Genomic DNA, 23,893 nt, shown 5'->3' on the forward strand with positions numbered 1-23,893 from the left:
CAGCCGGCCCCTACATCGTTATCGGACGCCTACATGGGGCTGTACCGCCTACACGAACACACTCAGTACCGCGGCCACCGCGAATCCGGCCACCGACAGCACCGTCTCCAGCACGGTCCAAGTCCGCAGCGTGTCCCGCTCGCTGATGCCGAAGTACTTGGCCACCATCCAGAAGCCGCCGTCGTTGACGTGGGAGGCGAAGATGGAGCCGGCCGAGATCGCCATGATGACGAGGGCGACGAAGGCCTGGGAGTGGTGGCCCTCGGAGAGGAGGGGGGCCACGATGCCGGCCGTGGTGACGATGGCGACCGTCGCCGAGCCCTGGGCGACCCGCAGGACCACCGAGATCAGGTACGACAGCACGAGCACCGGCAGGCCGACGTCGTTGAAGGTGTCGGAGAGCGCCTGGGCGACCCCGCTGGCCTTCAGGACCGCGCCGAAGACACCGCCCGCGCCGACGACCAGCAGGATGTTGCCGACCGGCTTGAGGGACGCCGTCGACACCGTCTCCAGTGACTTGCGGGACCAGCCGCGGCGGATGCCGAGCAGGTAGTAGGCGAGGAGCAGGGCGATCGTCAGCGCCACGAAGGGGCTGCCGAAGAACTCGATGACCGAGCGGCCCGTGGAGGGGTCGAACGCGATCGAGGAGAACGTGGCGGCGAGGATCAGGACCAGGGGCGTGCCGATGATGCCGAGGACCGTGCCGAGCGGCACCGGGTCCTCGCGCGGTACGACGCCCTGCGCGCGCTGTTCCTCGATCACGGCCTGCTTGGCCTCGGCGGCCGCCTCCACCATGTCCTGCGGCACGGCGACGAAGATGCGGCGGCCGACCCACGCGGAGAACGCCCACGCGGCCAGCACCGCCGGGATGCCGCAGACGATGCCCATCAGGATGACCCAGCCGAGGTCCACGTGGAGCAGTCCGGCGGCCGCGACCGGGCCGGGGTGCGGCGGCAGGAAGGCGTGGGTCATGGACAGGCCCGCCAGCAGCGGCAGGCAGTACAGCAGGATCGACTTGCCGCTGCGCTTGGCGGCCGCGTACACGATCGGCGCGAGCACGAAGATGCCGACGTCGAAGAAGACCGGGATGCCGAAGATGAGGCCGGTGAGGCCCATCGCGAGGGGCGCCCGCCGCTCCCCGAAGAGGTTCAGCAGCCGGGACGCCAACACCTCGGCGCCGCCGCTGACTTCGAGGATGGCCCCGAGCATGGTGCCGAGGCCGATGATGATGGCGACATGGCCGAGGATGCCGCCCATCCCGGACTCGATGGTGGACACGGCGTCCGACCGCTGGACCGTGCCGAAGAGTTCGGTCACCGAGAGCCCCGCGAGCAGGCCGACGGTTATGGAGACGCCCAGCAGGGCGACGAAGGGCTGGAGTCTGACCTTGATGATCAGGAAGAGCAGCAGGGCGATACCGAGGGCGGCGACCGTGAGGAGGCCCGCGGTGCCGTCGATGAGGAGGAGCAGGCCACCGGTGTGCGGGGGTGCCTCGGTGGTCGCGGCGAGCGGTAGGGACATGAGGGGGTCCTCTGCTTGAGAACATGCAGCTTTCGGGCAGGGGGGATCGCGGCACGGCGCCCCGTGGGGTGCCGTGCCGTGCAGGACGTGCGGGAGGAGCGGGTGGTGCGGAGGCGTCAGCCGAGGACGGCGAGCGCGTCGATCTCGATGAGCAGCCCGGCGGGCAGGCCGACGTAGACCGTCGTACGGGCGGCCGGGGGCGCGGTGAGGCCCTGCTCCTCGAAGTAGGTGTTGTAGAGCGAGTTCATCTCGGCGAAGTGGTCCACGTCCGTCAGGTAGACGCGGATCATCATCACGTCGTCCCAGGTGGCGCCGCCCTCCTCCAGGATCGCCTTGACGTTGGCGAGGGTCTGGAGGGTCTGCTCGCGCAGGGTGGGTCCGGCGGGCGTGGGCGGCTTGCCCTCCTCGGCCGGAAGGAAGCCGACCTGGCCGGCGACCTGGAGGATGTTGCCCTTGCGCACTCCGTGGGAGAACTTCGCGGGCGGGGTGGTGTGGGTGCTCGGGGTGAGCGCGGTCTTGTCCGTCATACGGGGTCCTTCGTTGTGGTTCTGCCGGAGTACTCGCCGCTGATGGCATCGGCCGTACGGCGGACCTGGGGGAGGAGGGTGAGGAGTTCCTCGGCGGTGACGACGACGTTGGGCGCGGACACCGACATCGCGGCGACGACCCTGCCGTCGGCGCCGCGGACGGGGGCCGCGACGCAGTTGATGGACTCCTCGTGGCCACCGAGGTCGGTGGCCCAGCCCTGTTCGCGCACCCGCTCCAACTCCTTGAGGAAGGCGGGGGCGTTGGGGGTCGAACGGGCCGTGTACAGGGGGTAGTCGAGCTTGTCCGCGAGGGCACGGCGCTCGGCCTCGGGAAGGTCGGCGAGCAGCAGCTTCGCGACGGCGGCGACGGTGATGGCGACGGGCTTGCCGATCCGCGAGTACATCCGCACCGGGTAGCGGCTCTCGACCTTGTCGATGTACAGCACCTCGTCCTCCTCGTACACGGCGAGGTGGACGGTGTGTCCGCACTGCTCGTTCAGCCGTACCAGGTGGGGGTGGGCGATCTCGCGGATGTCGAGGTTCTCCATCGCCTCCTGGGCCAGCGCGATGAGGCGGGCGCCGAGTCGGTAGCGCTGGTCGGACTGCCGGTAGACCATGCCGTGTTCGTGGAGCGTGCGGAGGAGTCGCAGCGCGGTGGACTTGTGGACGCCGAGGCGGTCGGCGACCTGCCCGAGGTCGGCGGGGCCCTCGGCGAGCAGCGGCAGGATGCTCAGTGCTCGGTCGACGGTCTGGCTCATGGGGTGCGTACCTCCTCCGGGGCCGGGTCGGCTTGCGTCCAGCCGGGGCCGAGTCGAAGTGTCCCCCACGCGTCGTCCGCCAGGGCCGCGAGGCGGTCGGCGTGTGCGCGGGCGGGAGGGGCCGCGAGGTCGCCGGGGACGGTGAGGGCGGCGGCGGCCCAGAGGTGGCCGTGCCGCAGGCGGTCCCGGAGGGGGAGTTCGCGCAGGGTCGCGGAGAGGAACCCGGCGGCGAAGGCGTCACCGGCGCCGGTGGTGGCCACGACGTCCACGTCCAGAGCGGCGGCCCAGGTGACCGACTCACGGGGCGCGGGGCTGCTTCGATGTGCGGCTCCGCCGCGGGTGGCGACCGGCCCTCGCTCGGCCTCGTCCGAGACGAATGCGGTAGCCCCCTTACCCCCTTGCTTCACCACCAGCACCGAAGGCTCGGGCAGCACGGCCCGGATCGCGGCCCGACCTCCCGTGACCCCCCACGCCTCCTCGGCCTCGTCCTCCCCCACGAACACGATGTCGGCCTGCCGGGCCAGTTCCAGCAGCACCCGCGGGCCCTCCGCGTCACGCCACAGCCCGGCCCGGTGGTTGACGTCGAAGGACACCAGCGGCCGGTCCGCGCCGGGAGCCGTCAGCTCACGCACCAGCGACAGACACGTGTCCGACAGGGCGGCCGTGATCCCGGAGAGGTGCAGCACCCGCCCCGCCCGGGCCACCGAGAGGTCCACGTTCTCGACCGACATCGCCGAAGCCGCGGACCCGGCCCGGTAGTACACCACCTCGTGCGCGTCGGTGGCCCGGTCCCCCGCCGTACGGAAGTACACCCCGGTGGGCCGGGAAGGATCACGCCCCACCGAGGAGACATCGACGCCGTGCGCCCCGATCGTCTCGACGAGGTGGTCCCCGAAGCCGTCCGCCCCGACCCGGCTGACCCACCGGACCGCGAAGCCGGCGGCGGCCAGCCCGCAGGCCACGTTCGACTCCGCCCCGCCGATGGCCCGGTCGAACGAGGGCACGTCGGCGAGCCGCCCGGGGCGACCGGGCAGGAACGTGACCATGGACTCGCCGAGCGCGACGACGTCCACGGCGTCGGGGGCATTCACGATGGTCCTGGCTCCTTCATTGACCCGGCGTTGGCGTGGATGTTAGACAGCACTCAGCGATATACGCAATGAACGTTGCACACCTTGCAACGAACCCTTCAGGGAGGCCCCGTGTCCGGTACCGAAGCGCTCGCCCGCCTCGCGGAGGACCGCGTCGACCACCGCTTCAAGGGCCTGCCCCCGGACGCGGACGGCCTGACCGTCGCCGAGCTGACCGCCCAGCGCCGCAACCTCTTCACCGACGGCTTCACCACCCCCGTGCTCGCCCTGTCCGCCGAGCGCCTGGAGCACAACCTCGCGCTCATGGAGGGGTACGCCGCCCGGCACGGCCTCGCCTTCGCCCCGCACGGCAAGACGACCATGGCCCCCCAGCTCTTCCACCGGCAGATCGAACGCGGCGCCTGGGGCATCACCCTGGCCGTCCCCCACCAGGTGCGGGTGGCGCGGGCGTACGGCGTCCAGCGGGTCTTCCTCGCCAACGAACTGGTGGACCCGGCGGCCCTCAAGTGGATCGCCGGCGAGCTCGCGAGCGACGAGAGCTTCCGCTTCGTCTGCTACGTCGACTCCGTCCGCGGGGTCGAGCTGATGGACGCGGCCCTGCGGGGCACCTCCCGCCCCGTGGACGTCGTCGTCGAACTCGCCGCCGGTGAGGGCGCCCGCACCGGTGTCCGCACGGAGGCGGAGTGCGCGGCCGTCGCCGACGCGGTCGCGGCCACCGGGACGCTGCGGCTCGTCGGGGTCGCCGGGTACGAGGGCGAGGTCCCCGGGGCGGACCCGGAGCGCGTGCACGCCTGGCTGCGCCGACTGGTGGCCCTGGCGGCCGACTTCGACAAGGCGGGACGGTTCGCGGCGGAGGGGCTCGACGAGATCGTGGTCAGCGCCGGCGGCAGCGCCTGGTTCGACGCGGTCGCGGACGTCTTCGCCGAGATCCCCGAACTCTCCCGCCCGGTCCTGAAGCTGCTGCGCTCCGGCGCCTACGTCTCGCACGACGACGGCCACTACCGCAAGGTGACCCCCTTCAACCGGATCCCCGAGGAGGGCGCCCTGGAGCCGGCCTTCCGGCTGTGGACGCAGATCGTCTCCCGGCCCTCCCCCGGCCAGGCCTTCGCCAACGGAGGCAAGCGGGACGCGGCCCACGACCTCGACCTCCCCTTCGCCCAGGTGGTCCGCCGGGACGGCACCGAGCGCCCGGCCACCGGCATCGAGGTCACCGCGCTCTCCGACCAGCACGCCTGGCTGGCCACCGCCCCGGACACCGGTCTGGAGGTCGGCGACTGGCTGGGCCTCGGCCTCTCGCACCCGTGCACGTCCTTCGACAAGTGGCAGCTCATCCCCGTGGCGGAGGCCGACGGCACGGTCGTCGAGTACATCCGCACGTTCTTCTGAGACGCGAAGGAGTCCGGTGATGGAAGAGCTCGTCATCAGGGACGCGGACGTCGTCGACGGCAGCGGCGCCCCCTCCTACCGCGCCGACGTGGTGGTCGACCGCGGCCGGATCGTCTCGATCGTCAAGGAGGCGGCCGACGCCGGCTGCCAACGCCCCACGGCGCGACGGGAGCTGGACGCCGAGGGGCTCACCCTCTCCCCCGGCTTCATCGACATGCACGCCCACAGCGACCTGGCCCTGCTGCGCGACCCCGACCACAGCGCCAAGGCCGCGCAGGGCGTCACGCTCGAGGTCCTGGGCCAGGACGGGCTGTCGTACGCCCCGGTCGACGACCGCACGCTGGCGGAGGTCCGCCGCGCGATCGCCGGGTGGAACGGCCACGGCGACGACATCGACTTCGACTGGCGGTCGGTGGGCGAGTACCTGGACCGCCTCGACCGCGGGATCGCCGTCAACGCGGCCTATCTGATCCCCCAGGGCACGGTCCGCGCGCTCGTCGTGGGCTGGGAGGACCGCGAGGCCACCGCCCAGGAGCTCGACCGCATGCGGGCGCTGGTGGCCGAAGGTCTGGAGCAGGGCGCGCTCGGCATGTCGTCGGGCCTGACCTACACACCCGGCATGTACGCCGAGGACGCCGAACTGACCGCGCTGTGCCGGGTGGTGGCGGAGCACGGCGGCTACTACTGCCCGCACCACCGCTCGTACGGGGCGGGCGCGCTGGAGGCGTACGAGGAGATGGTCGCCCTGACCCGGGAGGCCGGCTGCCCGCTCCATCTCGCCCACGCCACCATGAACTTCGGCGTGAACAAGGGCCGGGCGCCGGAACTGCTCGCCCTGCTGGACGAGGCGCTCGCGTCGGGCGCCGACATCAGCCTGGACACCTACCCCTACACGCCAGGCGCCACGACCCTCGCGGCCCTGCTGCCGAGCTGGGCGGGCGAGGGCGGCCCGGAGGCGGTCCTGGAGCGGCTGGCGGACGACGGCACGGCCGAGCGGATCCGGCACCACATGGAGGTCCTCGGGGCGGACGGCTGCCACGGCGTGCCCGTCGAGTGGGACACCATCGAGATCTCCGGCGTCGGCGACCCGGCCTTCGCGGACCTCGTCGGCCGTACGGTCGCGGAGTCGGCCCGGCTGCGGGGCGAGAGTCCCTGGACGACGGCCCGCGCCCTCCTGCTCGCCGACCGTCTGGCTCCCTCGATCCTCCAGCACGTCGGCCACGAGGAGAACGTCCGCGCGATCATGCGGCACCCCGTGCACACCGGCGGCTCCGACGGCATCCTGCAGGGCGCCAAGCCGCATCCGCGGGCGTACGGCACGTTCCCGAGGTATCTCGGCACCTATGTGCGGGAGTTGGGCGTGCTGTCCCTGGAGGAGTGCGTGGCCCACCTCACCTCGCGCCCGGCGTCCCGGCTGCGGCTGCCGGACCGGGGCCTGGTCAAGGAGGGCTACCGGGCGGACCTGGTCCTGTTCGACGCGGGGACGGTGGCCCCGGGTTCGACCTTCGACGACCCGCGCCGACTCCCGACGGGCATCCCGCACGTCCTGATCGACGGCCGCTTCGTGATCGAGGACGGCCGGCGCACGGACGTACTGGCGGGGCGGGCGGTCCGTCGCAGTCCCGTGTGACGGAACGCCCGGCGCCCTCAGGGGCGCGGGGAACCACGCGACCGGCCACGACGGCCGAGCGGCCGCCGGACAACCGGTCGCGGCACCCCCGAACGCGCTACGGCTTGGGCAGGGTGCACGCGCTCGCGTTCAGGTTGAGCTGGTTGCCCGTCGTGAAGCAGGCCGGGATGTTGTAGATCTCCTGGGCGTAGTTGATGCCCTCGCGGACGGTGACGTTGCCGTTCGCGTCGACCTCGCACGGGTTGTTCTCCGTGCAGCGCTCGCCGTCCTCGTTGCCGGTGTTGTTGACGGCGACGACCTTGCCGGTGGCCTGGTCGACGACGGGCGAGCCCGAGGTGCCGCCGATGGTCTGGCAGGCGGAGGTGTAGCGGACCGAGTCCTTCCAGGTCCAGTCGCCCTCCTTCAGGCGGTACACGAACCCGTCGATGTTGCAGCTATACAGCCGCTTCCAGTAGCCGGAGGCCACCGTGATGGCGGTCCCGGCGGTGGGGTGCGTGTCCTGCACGGTGAGCGCGGAGATGCCGTACGAGTTCCTGATCGACGCGTATGTGCTGGTGAGCTGGTAGATCGACACGTCCGTGTCGGTCATCGTCCCGTAGGCCAGCTTGCTGGCGCGCAGCGTGGCGACCCGGGTGCCGGAGGAGTTGAGCAGCCCGAAGGACCGGCTGGACGCCTGGTTGGTGAGCACCTCGCCCGGCGCGGGGAAGCCGGTGGTGAGGCAGTGCCCGTTGCTGAGCACCAGCGCCGGGTCGGTGTCCAGGGAGTTCGGGAACCGGATGACCGAGCCGGAGCAGTTGCTGAGCGAGACGGTCCCGGCGAGGGTCACGGCCTTGAGCGACGGCGACGGTGACGTGACCTGCGACAGGGCCGAGCCGGCGGACGTGAGCAGGTCGTGGACCACGGAGACGGGGGTGTCCGTGTCGACGCTCTTGCCGACACCGGACGCGGCGGGTTCGGCGGCGACCGCGGGTGCCGCGCCCATCCCGGCCAGGGCCAGGGCGCTGAGTGCGGCGACGAGAGGCTTTCTCATGTGGGGGTCCCCTCTTGCGACGTGGGCGGCCGGAAATCTTCCGGCCGCCCGTGAGTTTGTCATGGACATTGTGAAGAAGGGTGGTCGCCGGGGCAAGAAGTTGTGCCGAGCCCGCGCCTCTCGACGGGCGACACCTCCACAACCGGGACGGCACGCACACCCCCACTGCCGGTCGCCGGGTTCAACCTACCCAGCCGTAGGGTTACTTGGGCTTCTTCGCGCCGCCCTGTCCACGCCCCTTGCCGTCGGAGTTCCCGGGACCGTCGGTGCCGGCCGTGGCGGCGCTCGCCGAGGCGGTGGCCGGGGCGCCGGAGGAGGTCTCGGACGACGGACTCCCGCTCGACCGCGGGCCGTCGGAAGCCTCCGCGGAGGCGCTCGCGCCCGCCGCGCCGGTGCCGGTCGCCGGCTCACCGGAGGCCGTCGCCCCCGGGGCCGCCGGGGCGCTGGAGGAGGCCGGGCCGGTGGCGGCACCGGTCTCGGTCGCGGACGAGGTGACACTGCCCCCCGGGGCGCTGTCCGGCTCCGAGGAGGAGCCCGACAGGGACAGCCCCGCGATCAGCGCCGCCGCCCCGACGACGCCGGCGGCACCGACGGCCACGACCACGCGACGTGTGCGCCGGCCGCCCCCGCGGGCGGCCCGCCGCCGGGCGGCCCGGCCGACGGAATCCGGCCCGTCCGGCTCACGCTCGCCCGCCGCCGCGGCGACGGGTCCGACCTGGGGGAGTTCGGCCGTCGCGTCGTAGGCGTTCTGCCACCCGTGCGCGGCCGCCGGGTCCGTGTACTCCTCGTATGCCGGGGCCGCCGTGGGCTGTGGCTGATAGACGTGGGGCGCCCCGGACTCGTATTCGACTGGCCTCGACATGGCGAGGGATTGTAGGGACGGATGGGGCCGCTGGGACAGCTACCGGCGATAACAGCCCAAACCGCCGTGTCTCACGTGGCGGAAAACACGAGCCCTCAGGCGTTACCGGGCCGTAAGCTCCAGGCATGCAGGTGATCCAGTCGACCAAGCTCGCCAATGTCTGTTACGAGATCCGGGGCCCGGTTCTCGAGGAGGCGATGCGCCTGGAGGCGGCCGGGCACCGCATCCTCAAGCTGAACACGGGCAACCCCGCCGCCTTCGGGTTCGAGGCTCCGCCCGAGATCCTGGAGGACGTCCTCCGCAACGTCTCCACGGCCCACGGCTACGGCGACGCCAAGGGACTGCTCGCGGCGCGCCGGGCCGTGGTCATGCACAACCAGACCATCGGCATAGAGACGGACGTCGAGCACGTCTTCATCGGCAACGGCGTCTCCGAGCTGATCGTGATGGCCATGCAGGGCCTGCTCGACGACGGCGACGAGGTCCTCGTGCCGGCCCCCGACTACCCGCTGTGGACGGCCGCCGTGTCGCTGTCCGGCGGTACGGCCGTGCACTACCGCTGCGACGAGCAGGCCGACTGGATGCCCGACCTCGCGGACGTGGAGCGGAAGGTCACCGACCGCACCAAGGCGATCGTCATCATCAACCCCAACAACCCCACGGGCGCGGTCTACGACGAGACCGTGCTCAAGGGGCTGACCGACATCGCCCGCCGGCACAACCTGCTGGTCTGCTCGGACGAGATCTACGACAAGATCCTCTACGACGGCGCCACGCACACCCCGACCGCCGCGATCGCCCCCGACCTGCTGACCCTCACCTTCAACGGCATGTCCAAGGCGTACCGGGTGGCGGGCTACCGGGTGGGCTGGATGTCGATCTCCGGCCCGCGCGCGCACGCCGACTCCTACATCGAGGGCCTGACCGTCCTGGCCAACATGCGGCTGTGCGCGAACATGCCGGGCCAGCACGGTGTGGTCGCCGCGCTCAGCGGACGCCAGTCGATCAACGACCTGGTGCTGCCGGGCGGGCGGCTCGTCGAGCAGCGGGACGTGGCGTACGAGCTGCTGACCCAGATCCCAGGCGTGAGCTGCGTGAAGCCGAAGGGGGCGCTGTACCTCTTCCCCCGGCTCGACCCCAAGGTCTTCAAGATCAAGGACGACCGGCGGATGGTCCTCGACCTGCTGCGCCAGGAGAAGATCATGGTCGTCCAGGGTTCCGGCTTCAACTGGCCCGAGCCCGACCACTTCCGGGTGGTGACCCTGCCGACCGTCGGCGACCTGCGGGACGCGGTCGGGCGGATCGGGAACTTCCTGGACGGGTACGGGCAGCCGTAAACCTCGCCGGCACCGATCTTTTTGGTCGGCTCAACTTTAGACGGAATCTAAGCTAGGATGGTTTCCTGACTGCACAGGAGGCCATCCCATGTACGAACCGATCCGCACCAAGTCGGTCCACTCCACGATGGCCGACGCCCCCACCACCGACTTCCCTCACCGTTCCCGTGAGGAGGAGCTGGACATCCAGCTCGCGGGCCATCTCGCGGCTCTGCTCGCCGTCACGGACGAGCTGCGTGCGCTGGCACCCTCCGCCGACCTCGACACCGCGGCCGAGCGGCTCGCCGCGCAGGTGGCCCGGCTGCGGGGCGGCGGCGTACCCGCCCGTGCGTCCCTGACCCCGGTCGGTCCGGACCCCCGCGTCGCTGACCTGCACCGGCGTGCCCACGCGGTGGCCGGCCGCGCGCTGCTCGTGGCGGCGTCCCGGGCGGACACGGCGGCGGCGATCCTGGCGGCGGAGCGGATGGATGCGCACAGCGCCGCCCTGGCGGTGGCCGACCCTCGCGAACTCGCCGCGCACTGAGCCGTACGGCTCTCCTGGACGGCCCCGGTCCGCGCGCATCCGCAGCGACGTGCGGACCGGGTGCCATGCACTGCGTTGGCTTGGGCCGGGGCGCCTGATCGTCGTGGGGGGCGTGTCGTTCGGCGGGTGCGGGTGCGGTGTGGCTTGGCGCGCAGTTCCCCGCGCCCCTGAAGGTGCGCCTCAGCCGGCTCCGTTGAGAGGGGACCGGTACTGCGCCTGCCTGCCGGGCGCCTGGTCGTCGTAGCGGTGCGGGTGCGATGTGGCTGGTCGCGCAGTTCCCCGCGCCCCTGAAGGTGCGCCTCAGCCGGCTCCGTTGAGAGGGGACCGGTACTGCGCCTGCCTGCCGGGCGCCTGGTCGTCGTGGCTTGGCGCGCAGTTCTCCGCGCCCCTGAAGGGCGTTTTGATCCGGGACCGGTGCTACACCTGTTGTTCATCCTGGTCGGCGGGGAATGTTGGGTTCCGGGAGCAGTCTGCACGGTGTGAGACGCATCGTAGGGATCGTCCTCGCGGTTGTGCTGATCGGCGGCGTGGTGGCAGCCGTCGTGGCGGGCCGGGAAGCGGACGACAAGGGCACGGCAACGAAGACCGTGCAGGCAGTGATCGGATCCGAGAAGGCGGAGTTCTTCGCGGATCCCGACGTGGTGAAGGCCCTCGCCGCCAAGGGCTGGACCGTACGGGCCGAGACCTCCGGGTCCTGGGCCATGGAGGGGCTGGACCTGGGCGGATACGACTTCGCCTTCCCGTCCAGCCAGGCGCCGGCCGCCGAACTCGCCGCCAGGCACCAGGTACGGGGGACCCTCCCCCGCCCCTTCTACTCGCCCCTGGTCGTCGTGGCGCACAGGAGCGCCGCCGGGGTTCTCGCGGGCAACGGCCTTGCCACGCTGGACGCCGAGCACCGCGGCACGCTCAAGATGGCCGCCTACCTCGACGCGGCCCGCGCGGACCGCACCTGGCAGCAGCTCAAGGGCGCCGGTAGGTACGGGGAGTTGACCGGCACCCTCTACCTCTCCAGCACCGACCCGGAGACCTCGAACTCCGGCGCCCTCTACCTCGCCGCCGCCTCCTACGTGGCGAACGGCGGCAAGGTCGTCGCGAGCGGCACCGAGGTCACCAGGACAACTCCCCTGCTGCACAAGCTCGTCAGCGTGCAGGGCGCCCAGCAGTCCAGCACGGACGCGGCCTTCCGGGACTTCGTCAGCGGCGCCGGCAACCCGCTGGTCCTCGTCTACGAGTCCCAGGTCGCCTCGCTCCTCGCGGGCGGGCAGCACCCCGACGACCTGGTCGTCCTCTACCCGGACACGACGGTCAACAGCGACCACACGGTCGTACCGCTGACCGACGACGGCCGGGCCGTCGCCGAACTCCTGTCCAGCGACCCGCGGTTGCGCGAGCTGGAGGTCCGGCACGGGTTCCGGCCGCAGGGCGAGGCCACCGGGTTCGCCTCGGCCGCCACCTATCTCAAGCAGCAACTGACCGGCGTCCGCCAGGCGCCCGTGCCCACCTCCGCGGTGCTGCACGAGCTGGCGCGACGGGCGCGCGGATAACGGGGGACACCACCGATGACAGCCATGAACGACAACGACACCTTCACGCTCACCCCGCCCGAGCCGGTGGCCGCCGTGCCGCGCGACAGGGCCGGCGGACTCGTCCCGGTCGACGACTCGGTGCGGGCCGGCATGGCCGAGAAGGCCGCAGCGTACGTCAAGGGGCTCGCGGCCCTCGACGCCCGCTCGCCGGAGTTCGCCGGCAAGGTCGGCGAGATCACCGCGCTCGGCGCCGGGGAGCTGCGCGGTGCCGCCGCGCAGTCCAACCGGATGCTGGAGCGGACCCTGCGCAGCCTGCCGGACAAGGGCGGGGACGCCCAGTCGCAGGTGGCCGGATCGCTCGTCGAACTGCGGCGCGTGGTCGAGGACCTGGACCCGCGGGACCTGTCCGCCGCCAAGGGCCGCAGGTTCCTGTCCCGGCTCCCCGGCGGCAACAGGCTGCGCGACCACGTCGCCAAGTACGCCTCCGCCCAGGGGACGCTGAACCGGATCGTGGGCTCGCTGCGCGGCGGTCAGGACGAACTGCGCCGGGACAACGCCGCGTTGCAGACCGAGCGGGTCCGGCTGTGGGAGACCATGGGCAAGCTCCAGGAGTACGTCGTGCTGACCGAGGCCCTCGACACGGCCGTCGAGCAGCACATCGCCGCGGTGGCCGACCCCGCGGCGGCCGACTCGCTCCGCGCCGACGTGCTCTTCCCCGTCCGGCAGAAGCACCAGGACCTGCTCACCCAGCTCGCCGTCTGCGCGCAGGGCTACCTCGCCATGGACGTCGTCCGGCGCAACAACGAGGAGCTGATCAAGGGCGTCGACCGGGCGGCCACGACCACCGTCTCGGCGCTCCGGATCTCCGTGATGCTGGCCTCCGCGCTCGACCACCAGAAGAAGGTCGTCGACCAGGTCAACGCCCTGCGCGGGACGACCGAGGACCTCATCCGGGGCAACGCCGAGATGCTCGCGGCCCAGAGCGGGGAGATCCAGCGCATCGCGGCGGACCCGGCGGTCGGCGCCGAGACCCTGCGCTCGGCGTTCCAGCAGATCTACCGGACCCTGGACGCGATCGACACGTACAAGGCCCGGGCGACCGAGGTGATGGCCGCGACCGTGGAGTCGCTGACCGCCGAACTCCAGGACGCGAGCGGGCACTTGGAGCGCAGCCGGTCGCAGAGTGCCCTGGAGGGGGGCCTCGGATGAGACGACGCGCACTGGCCTGCCTCGCGGCGCTCGGTCTGCTCACCGCCTGCACGGCCCACGACGACGGGATCCGCGGGGTCTCGACGCCCGGCGTCCCCGGCCCCGCCGAGCCCGGCACCCTCCGTGTCCTCGCCTCCAGCGAGCTGGCCGACATGGCCCCGGTCCTCGCCCAGGTCGAGAAGGACACCGGTGTCACGGTGAAGCTGAACCCCATCGGCACGCTGGACGCCGTGGAGATGCTGGCCCAGGGCCGCACCGCCGGCCGGTACGACGCCCTGTGGCTGTCCTCGAACGACTACCTCCGGCTGCGCCCCGACGCGGCGGGGAAGGTGGTCTCCGAGACGCCCGTCATGTCGAGCCCGGTCGCGATCGGCGTGCGGCCCGCGACCGTGAAGGCGCTCGGCTGGAAGCCCGCCGACGTCACCTGGTCCCAGGTCGAGCGCGCCGTCCGGGACGGGAGACTGACGTACGGCATGACCGACCCGGCCCGCTCCAACTCCGGTTTCGCCACGCTGGTGTCGGTCGCCTCCGCCCTCTCCGGCGCCCAGGCGGCGCTCACCGACGCGGACGTCACCAAGGCGACACCCCGGCTGAAGGAGTTCTTCAAGGGCCAGCAACTGACCTCGGGTTCCTCGGGCTGGCTGGCCGCGGCCTACGCCCGGCGCGGGGACGTCGACGCCCTGCTCAACTACGAGTCCGTCCTCCAGGGCGTCCCGGGCCTGACCGTGATCCGCCCCCGCGACGGCGTGATCACCGCCGACTACCCGCTCACCTCCCTCAGGTCGACGAACGCACGCACCCGCGAGGACGTCCGCCGGGTGACCGAGGACCTGCGCACCGAGAGGATCCAGCGGCTGATCACCGAGCGCACCCACCGCCGTCCCGTCGTGGCCGCGGTCGCGCCCGCGAGCGGCCTGGACACCACCCGCCGTCGCGAACTCCCCTTCCCGGGCACGCGTTCCGTCGCCGACGGGCTGCTCGACTCCTACGAGAACGAACTGCGCCGGCCGTCGCGGACGGTCTACGTCCTGGACACCTCGGGCTCGATGGCGGGCGAGCGCCTGAACCGACTGAAGGCAGCCCTGGCCGACCTCACCGGGGACTTCCGCGAACGCGAGGAGGTCACGCTGATGCCGTTCGGCTCGCAGGTGAAGGACGTACGGACCCATGTGGTCGACCCCTCGTCCCCGCGCACCGGTCTGGACGCCATCCGGGAGGACACCGCGCAGCTCTCCGCCGACGGCGACACCGCGATCTACACCTCGCTGGAGAAGGCGTACGCCCATCTCGGCACCGGCCGGGACACCTTCACCTCGATCGTGCTGATGACGGACGGCGAGAACACGGCGGGCGCCGAGGCGGCGGACTTCGACTCCTTCTACGCCGGACTCGGGGCCGACCGCCGGCGGATCCCCGTCTTCCCCATCCTCTTCGGCGACTCCGACCGCTCCGAGCTGGCCCACATCGCCGACCTGACCGGCGGCCGCCTCTTCGACGCCCGACAGGGTTCGCTGGACGGCGCCTTCGAGGAGATCCGTGGCTATCAGTAGGTACCTGGAGTCCCGCAAGAACCTCGCGGGCAGCGTGTGCGGACTGGCCGGCCTGGTGCTGACCTTCGCGGGGGTGGCGGGCCCGTACTGGCCCGTGGTGGTGGCCGGCCTCTACGGCGCGGGCGCGCTGATCGCCCCGCCGGAGCGCCCGGCGCCGCCGGACTTCCCGGACCCTTCGGCCCAACTGGCCGAGGTGCGGGCCGACTTCGAGAAGTTGCGGGCCTATCTGGCGGACATCGACCTGTCGGTGACGGCGGCGGCCCGGCTGCGGGAACTGACGGAGCTGCTGTCGGCGCTGCTGGACCGCGACCGGTCCACGGAACTCCTGGCGCACGATCCGGAGGGCGTGCACGCGGTGTCCCGGATCGTGCGCCGGGACCTGCCGGAGGCCGTGGACGCCTTCGCCCGGACCCGCTGGTGGACGAGGATGACCCCGGGCACGGAGTCGCCCGAGCTGCATCTGGAGCAGCAGCTCGGCCTGCTGAAGCGGGAGGCGGAGCGATGGGCTGCGGCCCTGCGGGACGTGGAGGCCGGCCGGCAGCAGACCCACACCCGCTATCTGGAGGAACGGTCGGACCGTTAGGGACGCCGGAACCGGCGAGGGCCCACCCTCACCGCGCTTCCCGTCGGGGCGGACGGGACAGGTGAGGACGGGCCCACAGCCGCACACCCCATTGTGTGCGGCCTCGCCGTACTGAAACCGCGGCCGGCCGTGACGATACTGCTGGTCAGGGCACGATCGGAGCCGGCCGCGGCGTCTTCGGGGGGACGTCAGCCCAGGCGCTCGACCAGCGCGCGGTACTCGTCCCACAGCTCCTTCGGGGTGTGGTCGCCGAAGGTGTTGAGGTGCTCGGGGATCAGGGACGCCTCCTCCCGCCACACCTCCTTGTCGACGGTGAGCAGGAACTCCAGGTCGGAGTCGGCCAGTTCGAGGCCCTTGGTGTCGAGGGCGTCCTTGGTCGGCAGGACGCCGATCGGCGTCTCGACGCCCTCGGCCTTGCCCTCCAGGCGCTCCACGATCCACTTCAGGACGCGGCTGTTCTCACCGAAGCCGGGCCAGACGAACGTGCCCTCGTCGTTCTTGCGGAACCAGTTGACGTAGTAGATCTTCGGCAGCTTGGACTGGTCCTTGTCCTTGGCCACGTCGACCCAGTGCCCCATGTAGTCGCCCATGTTGTAGCCGCAGAACGGCAGCATGGCGAAGGGGTCGCGGCGCAGCTCGCCGACCTTGCCCTCGGCGGCGGCGGTCTTCTCGGAGGCGACGTTCGCGCCGAGGAAGACGCCGTGGTTCCAGTCGAAGGACTCCGTCACCAGCGGCACCGCGGAGGCGCGCCGGCCGCCGAAGAGGATCGCCGAGATCGGCACGCCCTTGGGGTCCTCCCACTCGGGCGCGATGATCGGGCACTGGGCGGCCGGGGTGGTGAAGCGGGCGTTGGGGTGGGCGGCCGGGGTGCCGGACTCCGGCGTCCAGTCGTTGCCCTTCCAGTCGGTGAGGTGGGCCGGGGTCTCCTCCGTCATGCCCTCCCACCAGATGTCGTTGTCGTCGGTGAGGGCGACGTTGGTGAAGACGGAGTTGCCCCACAGCGTCTTCATCGCGTTGGCGTTGGTGTGCTCACCGGTGCCGGGCGCGACGCCGAAGAAGCCGGCCTCGGGGTTGATCGCGTAGAGGCGGCCGTCCTCGCCGAAGCGCATCCAGGCGATGTCGTCGCCGATGGTCTCCACGGTCCAGCCGGAGATCGTGGGCTCCAGCATGGCGAGGTTGGTCTTGCCGCACGCGGACGGGAAGGCGGCGGCGACGTACTTGGACTCGCCCTGCGGCGGGGTGAGTTTGAGGATGAGCATGTGCTCGGCGAGCCAGCCCTCGTCGCGGGCCATCACCGACGCGATGCGCAGGGCGTAGCACTTCTTGCCGAGCAGGGCGTTGCCGCCGTAGCCGGAGCCGTAGGACCAGATCTCGCGGGACTCCGGGAAGTGCGAGATGTACTTGGTGGAGTTGCACGGCCACGGGACGTCCGCCTCGCCCTCCGCGAGGGGGGCGCCCAGGGTGTGGACGGCCTTGACGAAGAAGCCGTCGTCGCCGAGCTCGTCGAGGACGGGCTGTCCCATGCGGGTCATGGTGCGCATGGAGACCGCGACGTAGGCGGAGTCGGTGATCTCGACGCCGATCGCGGAGAGGTCCGAGCCGAGCGGGCCCATGCAGAAGGGGACGACGTACATCGTCCGGCCCTTCATCGAACCGCGGAAGACGCCCTTCTCCCCGGCGAAGATGTCCCGCATCTCGCCCGGTGCCTTCCAGTGGTTGGTCGGCCCCGCGTCCTCCTCCTTCTCCGAGCAGATGAAGGTGCGGTCCTCGACGCGCGCGACGTCGGTCGGGTCGGAGGCCGCGTAGTAGGAGTTGGGACGCTTGATCGGGTCGAGCTTCCTGAAGGTGCCCTTCGCGACGAGCTCCTCGCACAGGCGCTCGTACTCCGCTTCGGATCCGTCACACCAGACCACGCTGTCCGGCTGGGTCAGTTCGGCGATCTCGTTCACCCACGAGATCAGTTCCTTGTGCTGGGTGGGGATGACGGGGGGAGCCGCGATGTCGCGCGCCACGATTGCTCCTAGATGAGGGATTTTTTGTTTGGAGGCCCCGTGGGGGCTGCGACCCGGATGCTGCTCGCACCTTTTCGGTGGTGACCTTGGCGCTCATCCGGTGCCGACCGCACTCATTTGATCATCCGACTGAAGCGCCCATCTGTCCAGAGGGCATCACAGGTGAGCGGAGTGAGGATCGCCACGCTTTCTCTGTGCACAGCGCGTTTATTTGCGTGCACGTAGCGTTCAGCACACCGTTTCTTTACTGGTCAACTGCCGTGAGAGGATGGCCACTCCGGACCGTTCCGCCGTCGTACTGACGCGTAACTTACGGCTCCGTAGGTACGATGCCGGGCATGACGCCGCCCGCCCCCGACGCCGACACACCCTCGCTGTCCCACCAGATCAAGCAGCACGCCCAACAACTGGCCGAGCCCGTCAAGCCGAAACTGCGCGGCTGGCTGCACCTCGGCATGTTCCCGGCCGCCCTGGTCGCGGGGCTGGTGCTCACCGCCCTCGCGGACTCCACCAGAGGCCGGATCGCCTGCGGCATCTACGCCCTGACCGCCTGCCTGCTCTTCGGTGTCAGCGCGCTGTACCACCGGGGCACCTGGAGCCCCCGCATGGACGGCGTCCTGCGCCGCCTGGACCACGCCAACATCTTCCTGATCATCGCGGGCACCTACACACCGCTGACCATCCTGCTCCTGCCCGGCAGCAAGGGGCGGTGGCTGCTGTGGGGGATCTGGGGCGCTGCCCTGGCCGGCATCCTCTTCCGGGTCTTCTGGGTCGGCGCCCCGCGCTGGCTCTACACCCCCTGCTACATCGCGATGGGCTGGGCCGCCGTCTTCTTCCTGCCCGACTTCATGCGCGCCGGCGGGGTTGCGGTCCTGGTCCTGGTCATCGTCGGCGGCCTGCTCTACAGCGCGGGCGGTGTGATCTACGGCCTCAAGCGGCCGAACCCGTCACCGCGCTGGTTCGGCTTCCACGAGGTCTTCCACTCCCTCACCGTGGCCGCCTTCGCCGTCCACTACATCGGCATCTCGCTGGTGGCCTACCAGCACCCCTAGACCGGTCCCCCGCATCCAGGGCCACAGCTTCCGAGCCGTGGCCCTTTTTGCATGCCGGAATTGATTGACAGTCTCTACCTTTTGAGAGCTACTCTCATTTCATGGAAACCATCACTCCGGACCCCCGTCGCTGGTGGGCCCTGGCCGCCCTCGTCGCGAGCATGCTCACGCTCGGCTTCGACCTGACGATCCTCAACGTGGCGCTGCCGACCATGGCCGCCGACCTCGACGCCGGAACCGGCGCACAGCAGTGGATGGCGGACGCCTACGTCGTCGTCTTCGCGGCCCTGATGCTCCCCGCCGGCCTGCTCGGCGACCGCTTCGGACGCCGCCGCATGCTGATCGCCGGACTCGCCGTCTTCCTCGCCGGCTCCCTGGTCGGCGCCCTGGCCGGCGACGTCGACGCCGTGATCGCCGCCCGCGCGGTGATGGGCGTCGGCGGCGCCCTCGTCACCCCGCTCGCGCTCTCCGTGCTGCCCACGCTCTTCGCCCCCGACGAGCGCACCAAGGCCGTCGGCATCGTCTCCGCCGCCTCCGCGCTGGGCCTCCCGCTCGGCCCGATCATCGGCGGCTGGCTGCTCAACCACTTCTGGTGGGGCTCGGTCTTCCTGGTCAACGTCCCGATGGCCGCCATCGGCATCGCCGCCTGCGTCTTCCTGCTCCCCGAGACCCGCGACCCCGCCTCCCCCAAGGTCGAGGCCCTCTCCACCGCGCTCACCGTCACCGGCCTCGGCGCCCTGGTCTACGCGATCATCGAGGCCCCCACCCGCGGCTGGGGCGACCCACTGGTGCTCGGCACGCTCGCGGCGGCCGTCGTCCTCATCGCCGCCCTGGTCCTGCGCGAACGCCGGGTCCGGCGCCCCATGCTCGACATGACCCTGCTCACCCACCGCGGCTTCCTCTTCAACACGATCGCCGCGACCCTCGTCAACTTCATCCTGACCGGCCTGCTCTTCGTCCTGCCGCCCTTCCTCCAGGCCGTCCTCGGCCACGACGCCCTCGGCACCGGAGTCCGGCTGCTGCCGATGATGGGCGGACTGCTCGTCGCCTCCCGCCTCGCCCCCAAGGTCGTCGCCCGCTTCGGCGCCCGCGCCACGGTCAGCGCCGGCCTGGTCGTCCTGGCCTTCGCCGGCCTCCTCGGCAGCCGCACGACCGTGGACTCCGGCTACGGATTCGTCGCCCTGTGGCTCTCCCTCACCGGCTTCGGCTTCGGCCTCTCCCTCATCCCCGCCATGAACGGCGGCCTGAGCGCCCTGCCCCGCGACCGCGCCGGCAGCGGCTCCGGACTCCTGATGACCATGCGCCAGGTCGGTGGCGCGATCGGCATCGCCCTGCTGGGCAGCCTCCTCGCCGGCGCCTTCCGGGACCGCCTCGACGTCACCGGGCTGCCCGCCGAAGCCGCCGACACCGCCGGGGAGTCCGTGGTCGCGGCGCACGCGGTCGCCCAGCGCACCGGCTCCACCGACCTGCTGGCCTCCGCGAACGACGCGTACGTCCACGGCATGGGCGTCGTCCTGCTGGTCTGCGGCATCGCCGCCCTCGTCGCCGCACTCCTCGCGGCCGCCTTCCTGCCCGCCGCACCCCGCCCCACGGACACCTCCACGGACCCGGACATGGCTGCCGAGGAGGCGCATGCCTGAGAATGGCACCCATGACGCCCGTACACTCCTCTCCCTCCGCTGACGTCCCCCAACTGGGACTTCGCGAACGGAAGAAGATCAAGACCCGGACGGCGATCCGCGACGCCACCTACGCGCTGATCGAGGAACAGGGCTACGACGCCACCACCGTCGAGCAGATCGCCGAGCGCGCCGAGGTGTCGCCGTCCACGGTCTTCCGCTACTTCCCCACCAAGGAGGACATCGTCCTCACGGACGAGTACGACCCCGTCATGCTGGAAGAACTCCGCTCACGGCCGCTGGACGAGCCGTGGATGGAGTCCGTACGGCACATCCTGCACCGCGCCCTCGACGTCTCCGCCGTGGACCACGAGGTCACCCGGCTGCGCGCCCACCTGATGATCCAGGTGCCCGCGGTCCGCGCCCGCATGATGGAGAGCATGTCCGTCACCGGCCGGCTCCTCGCCACCGCCATCGCGGAACGCACCGGCCGGGACGCCGACGACCTGGAGGTACGGGTCCAGACGATGTCCCTCATCGGCGGTCTCACCGAGGTCTACCAGTACTGGGCGGAGAACGGCATGCAGGACGACCTGCACGGCCTCACCGAGCGCGCCCTGCGCGTCCTGGAACACGGGCTCCCCGCGAAAAAGCCCTGAGACCACCGCCCGCCCGCATGCCATCCTGACCCGGTGAGCGCACCCGAGATCCACGTCGAATTCGCCCCCGAGCTGGCCCTGTTCGTCCCGCACGGACGCCGCCGCGGCGCCACCCCGGTCACCACCGACGGCACCTCCTCCCTCGGCCACGTCGTGGAGTCCCTCGGCGTCCCGCTCACCGAGGTCGGCGCACTGCGGGTCGACGGCCACGAGATGCCGAGGTCGTACGTCCCCGCCGCGGGCGACACCGTGCACGTCCTCCCCGTCGCCCGCCCCCAGCAGGTCCCCGGCGCCCCGCTCCGCTTCCTCCTCGACGTCCACCTCGGCACCCTCGCCCGCCGGCTCCGCCTGCTCGGCGTGGACACGGCCTACGAGTCGACCGACATCGGCGACCCGGCCCTCGCCACCCGCTCGGCCACCGAGAAACGCGTCCTGCTCAGCCGCGACCGCGGCCTGCTGCACCGCCGGGAACTGTGGGCGGGCGCGTTCGTGTACAGCACCGACCCGGAAGCCCAGCTCCGCGACACCCTGGACCGCTTCCGCCCCCGGTTGCGGCCGTGGTCCCGCTGCACGGCCTGCAACGGCCTGCTGAAGGACGCCACCAAGGAGGAGGTGGCGGACCGCTTGGAGGGCGGCACGGAGCGGTCGTACGACGTCTTCGCGCAATGCCAGGAGTGCGGCCGGGCGTACTGGAGGGGCGCCCACCACGAGAAGCTGGAGGCGATCGTGGCGAACGCCCTGGCCCGGTTCGCGCCCCCCAGCGGCACCGACTGCGCCGCGGACGCCTAACCGCCCAACGCCACCCGCAACGCATCCGCGTCCGTCGTCGGCGCGTCACACGTGAAGTGCCGGCAGACGTACGCCGTGGCTTCGCCATGCACGAGGACCCGGTCGGCGAGCAGCGGGAGTTCACCGCCGTCCGGAGTCCCCACGGCGACCACGGCACCCGGCGCGGTACCCAGAAGTGCCGTACGGTGCAGGGCTTTTGTCGCCGGATCGGTCAGGGAAGGCCCCGCCACCGCGACCTCCCTCGGCCCGTCGAGGTTCGCCTCCGCCACCGCCAGCCCCCACCCGACGAACCGCGGCACCCGCGGCCCGAGCGCCTTCACCACGCCGAGCGCCTTCTCCGCGGCCTCCCGATGCGGCTCCGACCCGGTCTGCGCCGCGTACGACAACAACGCCCCCGCCGCCGCCGTCCACCCGGACGGCACCGCGTTGTCGGTCGGGTCCTGCGGCCGGCGGATCAGCCGCTCGGCATCCGCCGCCGTGTCGAACAACGCCCCCTCGGGCCCGGTGAACCGCGCCAGCACATGGTCGAGCAGGAACCCCGCGAAGTCGAGCCAGACGCCCTCCCCGGTCACCGACGCCAGCGCCAGGAAGCCCTCGGCCACATCGGCGTAGTCCTCCAGCACCCCGGCGTTCGTCCCCACCTGCCCGTCCTTGCTGGTACGGGACAGCCGGACCTGCTCGTCCAGATGCAGCCGTACGAGAAGGTCGGCCGCCCCGAGAGCGGCGTCGACCAGGTCGGGACGGTCGAAGTACGCCCCCGTCTCGGCGAGCGCGGCGATCGCGAGACCGTTCCACGCGGCGACGACCTTGTCGTCCCGGCCGGGCGCGGGCCGCCGCGCCCGCGCCTCGAACAGCCGCCGCCTGATCGACGCCACCTTCGCGGCGTCGAACACCGTGTCCTGCTGCGGCAGTTGCAGCACGGACTGCCCGTGCTCGAAGGTGCCCTCCTCGGTGACACCGAAGTACCGCGCCGCGAGCTCGGCGTCCTGCTCCCCGAGCACCTCACGCAACTGCTCCGGCGTCCACACGTAGTACGCGCCCTCGACGTGCTTCCCGGTCCCGTCGTCGCTGTCGGCGTCCAGCGCGGACGCGAACCCGCCCTCCGCGGTCCGCAGTTCACGCACCATGAAGTCGGCCGTGTCGAGCGCGACCTGCCGAGCCAGCTCGGAACCCGTCGCACGCCACAGGTGCGCGTAGACCCGGCACAGCAGGGCGTTGTCGTAGAGCATCTTCTCGAAGTGCGGCACGACCCAGTCGCGGTCCACCGAGTACCGGGCGAAACCGCCGCCGAGCTGGTCGTGGACACCGCCGCGGGCCATCCGCTCACAGGTGTCCCGGGCCATCTGGAGAGCGCCCTCGGCGCCGGTGCGGGCGTGGTGCCGCAGCAGGAACTCCACCACCATGGACGGCGGGAACTTCGGCGCCCCGCCGAACCCGCCGCGCTGCGCGTCGTACTCCCGCGTCAGCCCGAGCAGCGCCGCCGCGAGCTGCTCCTCACCGGGGGCCTGCGAGTCGCCGTAGGAGATCTCCCGCCCGGCGAGGTCCCGCACGATCTTCCCGGCGACCTCGGCGACCTCGTCCCGCCGGTCGCTCCAGGCGGCCCGCACCCCCTCCAGCACCTGCCGGAAGGAGGGCATGCCCTGGCGGGGCGAGGGCGGGAAGTAGGTCCCGAAGTAGAAGGGCTCGGCGTCCGGCGTCAGAAACACGGTCATGGGCCACCCACCCTGCCCGGTGGCAGCCTGCACGGCCTCCATGTAGACGGCATCGACGTCGGGCCGCTCCTCGCGGTCGACCTTGACGCTCACGAAGTGCTCGTTGAGGAAGTCCGCGGTCGCCCGGTCCTCGAACGATTCGTGGGCCATGACATGACACCAGTGGCAGCTCGAATACCCGACGCTCAGCAGGACGGGTTTGTTCGTCTTCCGCGCCTCCTCGAAGGCCTCGGCCGACCAGGGCCACCAGTCGACCGGGTTGTCCGCGTGCTGGAGGAGGTAGGGGGACGTCTCGTGGGCCAGTCGGTTCGGCATGGGGTCCATCCTGCCGCAGTACCCCTCGGCCGGGGCGTCAGACGTGCCCCGGACGGTGACGCGGAGGGGACGGGGGCGACGCGGGGACGGGACGGCGGCGGGGCGCAGACGGTTCTGCGTGCGCGGCCTCGCCGATGAGGCCGGAGCGTTCGCCCTCTCGCCCCGATGCCCCGTCCGCAGCACACTTGACCAAGAAAGCCGT

The 23,893-nt window shown here is 71.6% G+C and carries 20 protein-coding genes; 12 read left to right on the forward strand and 8 right to left on the reverse strand.

Annotated features, from left to right (window positions below):
* Positions 1-48 precede the first annotated feature (48 nt).
* The 4 genes from ACZ66S_RS06860 to ACZ66S_RS06875 all read right to left on the reverse strand — a co-directional run bounded on the left by ACZ66S_RS06860 (position 49) and on the right by ACZ66S_RS06875 (position 3,852).
* Positions 49-1,521: a GntP family permease gene (locus tag ACZ66S_RS06860; protein WP_469900176.1), complete on the reverse strand. Its 1,473-nt coding sequence runs from the start codon at positions 1,519-1,521 to the stop codon at positions 49-51.
* A gap of 116 nt (positions 1,522-1,637) precedes the next feature.
* A complete protein-coding gene (locus ACZ66S_RS06865; protein WP_469900177.1) occupies positions 1,638-2,048 on the reverse strand; it encodes a RidA family protein in 411 nt (136 codons plus the stop codon).
* On the reverse strand, positions 2,045-2,806 hold the full coding sequence (locus ACZ66S_RS06870; protein WP_469900179.1) for an IclR family transcriptional regulator: 762 nt from the start codon (positions 2,804-2,806) through the stop codon (positions 2,045-2,047). Before ACZ66S_RS06870 ends, ACZ66S_RS06865 begins: the two co-directional genes overlap by 4 nt.
* The gene (locus ACZ66S_RS06875) at positions 2,803-3,852 is read right to left on the reverse strand and encodes a sugar kinase (RefSeq protein WP_469900874.1); all 1,050 of its coding nucleotides are present in this window, start codon (positions 3,850-3,852) and stop codon (positions 2,803-2,805) included. Before ACZ66S_RS06875 ends, ACZ66S_RS06870 begins: the two co-directional genes overlap by 4 nt.
* A 156-nt stretch (positions 3,853-4,008) precedes the next feature.
* Between ACZ66S_RS06875 and ACZ66S_RS06880 the strand changes: the two genes are divergently transcribed.
* The gene (locus ACZ66S_RS06880) at positions 4,009-5,283 is read left to right on the forward strand and encodes an amino acid deaminase (RefSeq protein WP_469900181.1); all 1,275 of its coding nucleotides are present in this window, start codon (positions 4,009-4,011) and stop codon (positions 5,281-5,283) included.
* 19 nt (positions 5,284-5,302) lie between these two features.
* Positions 5,303-6,913: an N-acyl-D-amino-acid deacylase family protein gene (locus ACZ66S_RS06885; protein ID WP_469900183.1), complete on the forward strand. Its 1,611-nt coding sequence runs from the start codon at positions 5,303-5,305 to the stop codon at positions 6,911-6,913.
* Positions 6,914-7,010: 97 nt separating this feature from the next.
* On the opposite strand, the gene ACZ66S_RS06890 is transcribed toward ACZ66S_RS06885, so the two are convergent.
* Complete coding sequence (locus ACZ66S_RS06890) at positions 7,011-7,943, reverse strand: S1 family peptidase (RefSeq protein ID WP_469900185.1); 933 nt, start codon at positions 7,941-7,943, stop codon at positions 7,011-7,013.
* 202 nt (positions 7,944-8,145) lie between these two features.
* The gene (locus ACZ66S_RS06895; RefSeq protein WP_469900187.1) at positions 8,146-8,805 is read right to left on the reverse strand and encodes a hypothetical protein; all 660 of its coding nucleotides are present in this window, start codon (positions 8,803-8,805) and stop codon (positions 8,146-8,148) included.
* Between the two features lie 125 nt (positions 8,806-8,930).
* Here ACZ66S_RS06895 and ACZ66S_RS06900 point away from each other — a divergent pair, with 125 nt between their 5' ends.
* The 6 genes from ACZ66S_RS06900 (at position 8,931) to ACZ66S_RS06925 (ending at position 15,533) form a co-directional block, all read left to right on the forward strand.
* Positions 8,931-10,142: a pyridoxal phosphate-dependent aminotransferase gene (locus tag ACZ66S_RS06900; RefSeq protein ID WP_469900193.1), complete on the forward strand. Its 1,212-nt coding sequence runs from the start codon at positions 8,931-8,933 to the stop codon at positions 10,140-10,142.
* Between the two features lie 88 nt (positions 10,143-10,230).
* Positions 10,231-10,665, forward strand: a complete 435-nt coding sequence (locus tag ACZ66S_RS06905) for an SCO4983 family protein (RefSeq protein WP_469900195.1) — start codon at positions 10,231-10,233, stop codon at positions 10,663-10,665.
* A 479-nt stretch (positions 10,666-11,144) separates the two neighbouring features.
* The gene (locus ACZ66S_RS06910; RefSeq protein WP_469900197.1) at positions 11,145-12,209 is read left to right on the forward strand and encodes a hypothetical protein; all 1,065 of its coding nucleotides are present in this window, start codon (positions 11,145-11,147) and stop codon (positions 12,207-12,209) included.
* A gap of 15 nt (positions 12,210-12,224) precedes the next feature.
* Positions 12,225-13,400 carry a toxic anion resistance protein gene (locus ACZ66S_RS06915; RefSeq protein WP_469900198.1) on the forward strand — a complete coding sequence of 392 codons (1,176 nt, stop codon included), beginning with the start codon at positions 12,225-12,227 and terminating at the stop codon, positions 13,398-13,400.
* Positions 13,397-14,950, forward strand: a complete 1,554-nt coding sequence (locus ACZ66S_RS06920; protein WP_469900200.1) for a substrate-binding and vWA domain-containing protein — start codon at positions 13,397-13,399, stop codon at positions 14,948-14,950. The genes ACZ66S_RS06915 and ACZ66S_RS06920 overlap by 4 nt, the downstream gene beginning before the upstream one ends.
* A complete protein-coding gene (locus tag ACZ66S_RS06925) occupies positions 14,937-15,533 on the forward strand; it encodes a hypothetical protein (protein WP_469900202.1) in 597 nt (198 codons plus the stop codon). Before ACZ66S_RS06920 ends, ACZ66S_RS06925 begins: the two co-directional genes overlap by 14 nt.
* A 188-nt stretch (positions 15,534-15,721) precedes the next feature.
* Here the strand turns inward: ACZ66S_RS06925 and ACZ66S_RS06930 are convergent, their stop codons facing one another.
* Positions 15,722-17,545, reverse strand: a complete 1,824-nt coding sequence (locus tag ACZ66S_RS06930) for a phosphoenolpyruvate carboxykinase (GTP) (RefSeq protein WP_469900204.1) — start codon at positions 17,543-17,545, stop codon at positions 15,722-15,724.
* Between the two features lie 338 nt (positions 17,546-17,883).
* Between ACZ66S_RS06930 and trhA the strand changes: the two genes are divergently transcribed.
* The 4 genes from trhA to ACZ66S_RS06950 all read left to right on the forward strand — a co-directional run bounded on the left by trhA (position 17,884) and on the right by ACZ66S_RS06950 (position 21,664).
* Positions 17,884-18,597 carry a PAQR family membrane homeostasis protein TrhA gene (trhA, locus tag ACZ66S_RS06935; protein ID WP_469900206.1) on the forward strand — a complete coding sequence of 238 codons (714 nt, stop codon included), beginning with the start codon at positions 17,884-17,886 and terminating at the stop codon, positions 18,595-18,597.
* 101 nt (positions 18,598-18,698) lie between these two features.
* Entirely contained in the window at positions 18,699-20,237 is a 1,539-nt protein-coding gene (locus ACZ66S_RS06940) for an MFS transporter (RefSeq protein WP_469900208.1), read from the forward strand.
* Positions 20,238-20,248: 11 nt separating this feature from the next.
* The gene (locus ACZ66S_RS06945) at positions 20,249-20,875 is read left to right on the forward strand and encodes a TetR/AcrR family transcriptional regulator (RefSeq protein ID WP_469900209.1); all 627 of its coding nucleotides are present in this window, start codon (positions 20,249-20,251) and stop codon (positions 20,873-20,875) included.
* A 33-nt stretch (positions 20,876-20,908) separates the two neighbouring features.
* Positions 20,909-21,664 carry a Mut7-C RNAse domain-containing protein gene (locus ACZ66S_RS06950; protein ID WP_469900211.1) on the forward strand — a complete coding sequence of 252 codons (756 nt, stop codon included), beginning with the start codon at positions 20,909-20,911 and terminating at the stop codon, positions 21,662-21,664.
* Here ACZ66S_RS06950 and ACZ66S_RS06955 read toward each other — a convergent pair.
* Entirely contained in the window at positions 21,661-23,691 is a 2,031-nt protein-coding gene (locus ACZ66S_RS06955) for a thioredoxin domain-containing protein (protein WP_469900212.1), read from the reverse strand. The genes ACZ66S_RS06950 and ACZ66S_RS06955 overlap by 4 nt on opposite strands.
* Positions 23,692-23,893 lie beyond the last annotated feature (202 nt).

Source organism: Streptomyces sp. NPDC107471 (assembly GCF_055582845.1).